Annotated in this window: 9 protein-coding genes; 4 read left to right on the forward strand and 5 right to left on the reverse strand. The window is 36.8% G+C overall.

All coding sequences use genetic code 11. The features are described from left to right. From L6N96_03880 to L6N96_03895, 4 genes are all read right to left on the reverse strand, one after another. The coding region (locus L6N96_03880; GenBank protein MCP8323299.1) for a 2-oxoacid:acceptor oxidoreductase family protein at positions 1 to 847 on the reverse strand (847 nt) is incomplete at its 3' end. 423 nt (positions 848 to 1,270) lie between these two features. Further along, positions 1,271 to 1,882: a superoxide dismutase gene (locus tag L6N96_03885; GenBank protein ID MCP8323300.1), complete on the reverse strand. Its 612-nt coding sequence runs from the start codon at positions 1,880 to 1,882 to the stop codon at positions 1,271 to 1,273. Between the two features lie 95 nt (positions 1,883 to 1,977). Then, entirely contained in the window at positions 1,978 to 2,406 is a 429-nt protein-coding gene (locus L6N96_03890; protein ID MCP8323301.1) for an HIT family protein, read from the reverse strand. 90 nt (positions 2,407 to 2,496) lie between these two features. Beyond that, positions 2,497 to 3,036, reverse strand: a complete 540-nt coding sequence (locus L6N96_03895; protein MCP8323302.1) for a type 1 glutamine amidotransferase — start codon at positions 3,034 to 3,036, stop codon at positions 2,497 to 2,499. 115 nt (positions 3,037 to 3,151) lie between these two features. On the opposite strand from L6N96_03895, the gene L6N96_03900 reads away from it, so the two are divergent. From L6N96_03900 to L6N96_03910, 3 genes are all read left to right on the forward strand, one after another. Next, the gene (locus tag L6N96_03900; GenBank protein MCP8323303.1) at positions 3,152 to 3,553 is read left to right on the forward strand and encodes a CoA-binding protein; all 402 of its coding nucleotides are present in this window, start codon (positions 3,152 to 3,154) and stop codon (positions 3,551 to 3,553) included. Positions 3,554 to 3,627: 74 nt separating this feature from the next. After that, positions 3,628 to 4,002: a NifB/NifX family molybdenum-iron cluster-binding protein gene (locus tag L6N96_03905; GenBank protein MCP8323304.1), complete on the forward strand. Its 375-nt coding sequence runs from the start codon at positions 3,628 to 3,630 to the stop codon at positions 4,000 to 4,002. Further along, entirely contained in the window at positions 3,999 to 4,385 is a 387-nt protein-coding gene (locus L6N96_03910; protein MCP8323305.1) for a NifB/NifX family molybdenum-iron cluster-binding protein, read from the forward strand. The genes L6N96_03905 and L6N96_03910 overlap by 4 nt, the downstream gene beginning before the upstream one ends. Before the next feature lie 89 nt (positions 4,386 to 4,474). Here L6N96_03910 and L6N96_03915 read toward each other — a convergent pair whose 3' ends face one another. Then, positions 4,475 to 5,506, reverse strand: a complete 1,032-nt coding sequence (locus tag L6N96_03915) for a hypothetical protein (GenBank protein ID MCP8323306.1) — start codon at positions 5,504 to 5,506, stop codon at positions 4,475 to 4,477. A gap of 230 nt (positions 5,507 to 5,736) precedes the next feature. Here L6N96_03915 and L6N96_03920 point away from each other — a divergent pair. Further along, on the forward strand, positions 5,737 to 6,718 hold a 982-nt coding region (locus tag L6N96_03920; GenBank protein ID MCP8323307.1), incomplete at its 3' end, for a hypothetical protein.

Consider the following 6,718-nt stretch of genomic DNA (forward strand, 5'->3'; position numbering starts at 1 on the left):
GACTTAATGCTTCAACCATAAGTGAAAAACCGCCACCTGATGTCGCAGTCATGGCTCTTACGCCTGTGAATGAAGCGCCTAAAGCCATGTTTAGCGCCGCAATTTCATCTTCCGCTTGCTCTACTACAATTTTGAATTTTTCTGACTTATTCAGCATGTATTGTAGTATTCCAGTTGAAGGTGTCATGGGATAGCCGCACATGAATTTGCACCCTGCTGCTAGAGCACCTAGTGCAAGGGCTTCGTTTCCACCTATCAGCATTCTCTTGTGGCCTTCAATAGGTTCTAATTCTAATGGCAGCTTTCCTTTAAAATTCTCCTTGGCGTATCTGTATCCTACCTCGGCTGCTTTGATGTTATTCTCAGCTACTTGTTTACTCTTTGCCTTAAAGATTTCTTTCAAGACTTCACCTAATATTTCGAAGTCATATTTGACAAGGCTGAGGGCTACTCCGATCGCCACAGTATTGCTAAATATCTTGTTATTGGCAGTCTCTTCAGCCAAGCGTTGAAAGGGAACAGCGAATTGAGAACGATCTTCCTTTTCGATCTTGGTCTTTTCTCCGTCGAATATTACTACTCCATTTTCAGTCAGAGCTTTTGTATGAATGTCAAGAGTTTCTTTGTTGAGTGCGATCAGTAAATCTACCTTTTCTGAAGTTCCGTAGACAGGATTATCGGAGACCCTGATATGGAAAAAGTTGTGCCCCCCTCTTATTCTAGACTCGTAGTCCTGAGAAGTATACACATATAGGTTCCCTCTTACAAATGTCTTTGCCAAGATGTATCCAACAGTCTGGATCCCTTGACCCGCTTCACCGCCCACTCGAAAGTTAATTTCAACCATATGTTTCAATTTATGCTCTTTAAAATATATAAATAATGAGTAAAAATAATTAAAAATCTTATTTTAAACTCGAATTAAATTAAATTAGCTCATATTGAAATTGAGATAATAATCTAAAATGATGTATAAAAGGCCTTCAAAATTTGGATAATAATCTATATCGTTGTTATTCTATGCATATTTATTCCTGATAAAACTCAGGTTCACACAAAGGGCACATGTCGTATATATTGCCATCGGTCCCCCTAAGTGGGCACTCCTCACTGCCATATTTCTGACATAGAAATCTTAGATTACTCAACATGATGATTTATAGTGCATAGGCTATAAAAGTCTTCTATAAATCATAATCTAAAAGAATTAGGGACTTTGTCCGATATTATTTATATAGCCCTGGGAAAATTATTTACAACAAGTATTCGATTACTTTAATTTTTCAAGCCTTTTATTTACTTCATTCCAGTTGACGATGTTCCAGAACGCATTTACAAATTTACCTCTTTCGTTCTTGTAATCGAGATAGTATGCATGCTCCCAGACATCAAGAACCATTAAGATTGTAAACATAGGATAAATGTTGATATTGTGTTTCTCTATCTGCATTATTATGGGTCTATCGGTTTTCCTGCACAAAGTCAGTGCTGCCCATCCAGATCCTTCTACGCTAGCAGCTGCTTGCGAGAACTCTTTTTTGAACCTATCAATACTCCCGAACTCTTTCTTTATGCTATCCCCTAATATACCACCTGGCTTTTCACCACCTTTGTCAGCTGGTGCTAGGTTATCCCAGAATAATGAGTGTAGGGTGTGGCCCCCTATGTTGAAAGACAGCGCTTTTAATGTTGATTTAATATCCACATCGATATCATCTTTTCGTACTTTGTCTAGTATCTCAAATATCGCATTTGCACCATTGACATATGCTTGATGATGCTTTTGATGGTGTATCTTTAACTGTTCTTCGGATATATGCGGCTCTAAATCTTTGTATTCGTAAGATAATTTTGGTAAGGTATAAAATTTGTTTATTTCCATATTACATAAATGACAATATGAACTCTTAAATTTTATCATTTAGTTGGTTATCTGTTTGCAGTCAACAATTCCATAACTTCTTTTTTAATATGGGCTCAAGAAGAACCAATTATGGCATCCCTGATTTTTTTTGCTATATACTTAATATCTTCTTTAGGAGGATTATCCACAATTGAATGAACCGATTTTCCTCTATCATTTTCAAACCTTGGGAAGATGTTTATATGCAAATGTGGAATCTCTTGACCAGCTGATTTACCATCATTTATCCCTATCGTGAATGCATCAGGCCCCAAAGCCTTCTTCAAAATTTTAACAACTTCTTTTGTCCCCTTAAAGACATCTGTTAACAAATCATCTTGTAGGTCGGTAAATGTCTGAACATGTAACTTAGGTATAACTAAGCTATGACCTGGTGCTCTTGGATTTATATCTAAGAAAGATACAATATTTTCCGTCTCATAAATTTTTTCTGCTGATATATCTCCTTTAGCTATCTTGCAAAAAATACAATCAACTTTCATTAACTCTTTTTAATTCGAAAAAAGTCTTAAACTTTACTCTATCTTCTTGCTCTACATGTTAAATTTAATTAAATTTACTTATATCTTTACTTATCCTTTAAGTGCTTTGATTATGGCTTTGCAGAAATTAGGTAAATCATCGGGTCTTCTCGAAGTTATTACATTACCGTCTACAACCACCGATCTATCCAAGTACTCTGCCCCGGCGTTTTCTATATCGTCTTTTATGGAGTAATATGATGTCATCTTCTTTCCTTTAACTATCCCAGCTGAGATTAAAACCCAAGGCCCATGACATATGGATGCTATAATCTTTCTTTGATCATTCATACTCCTCACAAAGCTTAATACTTCTTCATGCCTCCTAAGCCTATCCGGACATACAACCCCCCCAGGTATGATGAGACAGTCAAACTCTTTACTGTCTAATTTCTCAACTCTGACTTTTACTTTTGCCTCATACCCATGCTTGCTATTGAAGACTCCCTCGTTTTTACTCGCAACTACGAGCTCTGCACCCTCTTCAATCAACCTTATCTTAGGATACCAAAATTCGAGATCTTCGTAGCCGTCTTCTACAAACATCAACACCTTTTTTCCTTTCAGGCTCATATCCGATACGATTATCATGTTAATTTCTAAGTGATAATAAATTTAGTGGATAGAATCAGTGGTTTCTGGAAAAGATCCTAAGCTATAATCGATGAAAGTTTAAAGATTTGTTCAAACCAATTGAAAGTAAAATATGATAAAGCCGGAGCTAATAAAAGAGTTTCTTGATAAGAAGAATATAATTAGTATTGTAGGAGCGAGTAGAGACCCCAACAAGTATGGCCACCAAGTATATATCGATTTGAAAGAGGCTGGATACGAAGTCTACCCGGTTAACCCAAACGCTAAAGAGATTATGGGGGATAAATGCTATCCTGATCTTAGATCCTTGCCAGTTAAGCCTGATGTTGTCAATCTAGTAGTGCCACCTAAAATCACTGAGGACATCGTAAAGACCTGCAAGGAGTTAGGTATCACGAAGGTTTGGATGCAGCCTGGTTCAGAATCTGAGTGGGCAATTAATTTCTGCAAAGAGAACGCAATCGATTGTATGTATGGGATTTGTATAATGGTCCAGAGGAGAAAACTGATCTAAGTTGCAGATTTTAATAACCTAGAAAGATTTCCTGTTAATCTTTATAAATTGGTTAAAAAGGAGTTAAAATATATATGAAAATTGCAATATCTTCTTCAGGTAAGAATTTAGAAGCACAGGTTGCTCCACGATTTGGGAGATGTCCATATTTTATGATTTTTGATACTGATACCATGGGTTTTGAGACCATATCTAATGAGAGTGCAATGACTTTTGGTGGAGCAGGTATTCAGGCAGCTCAGATTGTTGCCAAAGCTGGTGTAAAAGTTGTTATTACTGGGAATGTAGGGCCAAATGCTTATCAAACCTTAAAAGCTGCAGGAATAAGAGTTTTTACAGAAGCGAGTGGGACCATAAAAGACGCAGTGGCACTGTATAAAAAGGACAAACTTCAAGAGATAAATGCACCCAACATGGAAAGCCACTTTGGAAAAGGTGGTAACATATGAAAATTTGTATACCTACCGAGGGTGAAAATGGATTAGATGACTTTGTTGGGGAGCATTTCGGAAGGGTTCCATACTATACCATTGTCGATCTTGACATTGATGATGTAAAGGTTATTCCAAATACGAGTCATCATATGGGTGGAAATGAATACCCTCCTGAACTTATGGAGCGAGAGGGGGTCAATGTGTTGGTGTGTCGAGGTCTTGGAAGACGGGCTATCGGTATGTTTGAAGAATTTGGTATAGATGTATATATCGGTGCTTCGGGTTTGGTTAGAGATGCAATTACGGATTTTAAATCGGGAAGACTTCGAAAAGCAGGTATCGGCGATTCATGTGGTAGACATGTATTTCGTGATCAACACGATCATCACTTCCATTAAATGAAATTGAGTTTAAATTGTAATTATAAATCGTTAAACTACCATATATTTTACTAAATCTTTTTATGAAAAGACGGAGTTTAATATTTTTATTCTAATCTAAAAACTATTCCGTATCTCGGAGCAGTTTCTTGGAGTGTTTTAACCATCAAACCATAAAGAAAATCATCGGGCAAACCTCTCCCTATAGCATTAATAATGATTCTTCCGCTACTTAAGCCCTTGATATTGCTAACGAAATCAACTTCTTGACCTAATCTGACCAAACTAGCTTTAATAAAGAAAACCCCATCGCTAACATACGCCTTTAAATGGCTGATCTCAGCTTCCGTGTCTTGGACTTTCTTTCCTATTCCCTCTAATAGGTCTCTTAAGAAGTTCTTAACTTTCGATTCAGTAAGGATTTCTTTGGCATTGATAGTATATTGTTCCCCCCGCTCTCCTATTTCAGTTACAGACCTAGCAAAAGTCTTGATAACTGTCATGGTGACAGCTGGAACGACTTCATGCTTTCCATGAAGAACTATATCAAATAATTCGTCTAAGTTTGTTCCTGTTTTTGCTGACATCTTAATCAATCTTGCCCTAGGGTTAATTTCTTGAACTATTTTTTCTATAATTTGGATTTTATCTGGTGGTACTAAATCAATCTTATTTATCAGAACAACTTCTGCATCCTCTATTTGGCGTGATTCTATAAATGGCAATTCTTTACCTTCTTGATCATACTGTACAAGTTGTGACCCATCGACAAGTATCGTTATAGGTGCTACATCTAATTTTTCGCTTAACTCTTTCCCTAAATCTTCATAAAGTTTTGAGGGTAAGAAATATGCCACTGGTTCAATTAATATTATATCAGGTATGAACTTTTTACTAATAGTCTTGACAACTTCGCTGACTCGGTCTAAATAATAGCAAATACATCCTCCTGTGATATCCACAGCTTCGAATCCAAGACTTTTTATAACTTCACCGTCTACATTGATAACACCTTTGTCATTGGTTATCACTGCCACACGTTTTCCTTCTTCACTTAATTTTTTACCCAACCGTACGATAGTGGTGGTCTTCCCAGTAGCATAAAATCCACCAATAAGTGCAACTCTTATTTTATTCATCTATTTGATTTTCTGGACGTTACCTCAAGTTAAATTTTCCTTAAACAAATTAGTCATAATAGCTTATATTATACTTTTCAACCAGACAAATTTTAGCTTGATTCAATCTTTCCTTAATTATGCTTTTATTGATAAAATCCGAATTAGTAACGCTAGAAGCAGATTTTATTGAATAGGAGTTATGGGATTTTTATAAAAACATAAATAACGTTAAGCAGAACAAAAATAGCATGAATAGACTTAATGAAATTCTTCTCAATAAAAAAGCATTAAGTGTTCTAACGATAATTAGTTTTGCTGTCCTACTATTAACTCCAATCAATCCAGTTTTATCCAATCCTATAGATAATTCAGAAGTTACGATCTTCTCTGAGGATTTTGAAGGAGTCTTCCCTGATGATAATGATTGGGCTGTAGCTGATCTTGATAGTTTTACTGGAAATGATTATTGGGGTGCAACTGACTACAGGGCTCATAGTGGAGATTACAGTGCTTGGTGTGCTCAAATAGGCGAGCGAACTGGTACAGTTCAAATTTTCAAAGAGGATTTTGAAGGCGAGTTCGGTGATGGTATAAACGGTTGGAGCGTGGGTGACGATGAACCGACAGGTCCAGTGGCTTATTGGGACAAAGTAGATTCTGATTTCGGTGGTGAAGGCACTCATAGCGGAGACTACAAGGGTTATTGTGCAGGAATTGGATACTCCGGAACTTCATCATCGCCATCATATCAAACCTATATGAACGCTTACATGAGTCGGACAGTCGACCTAACAGATTATTCTACGGCTTATCTAGGATTCTACCATAAGTTAATCTCTACAGATATAGGATGGGATTATGGCCAAGTCCTTGTAGACGATGTTGAAGTGGAAAGATTTGATACAGTTCAGATATTGTCATGGACATATACAACTATAAATTTGAATGCATATGTCGGGGATTTTCATGAGATTACCTTTAACTTCTATAGCGACGATATAATCTTCGATGAAGGCTGGTATATAGACGACATTATTTTTCGTGGTTATGTTCCAACTCCGATGCCCAACTCAGAATTACACAACTACGATTACAACATGGAAGCTATCATGGAGATGAAGGAGATAGACCTGAGTGACTATACTTCAGCCAATCTCAGCTATTATTATTGGATGAATATTGAAACTGGTTGGGATTATCTATACGTGGAGACATCGCCCGATGGTCTAA

Source organism: Candidatus Methylarchaceae archaeon HK02M2 (assembly GCA_024256165.1).
Taxonomy (GTDB): Archaea; Thermoproteota; Nitrososphaeria; order Nitrososphaerales; family JACAEJ01; genus HK02M2.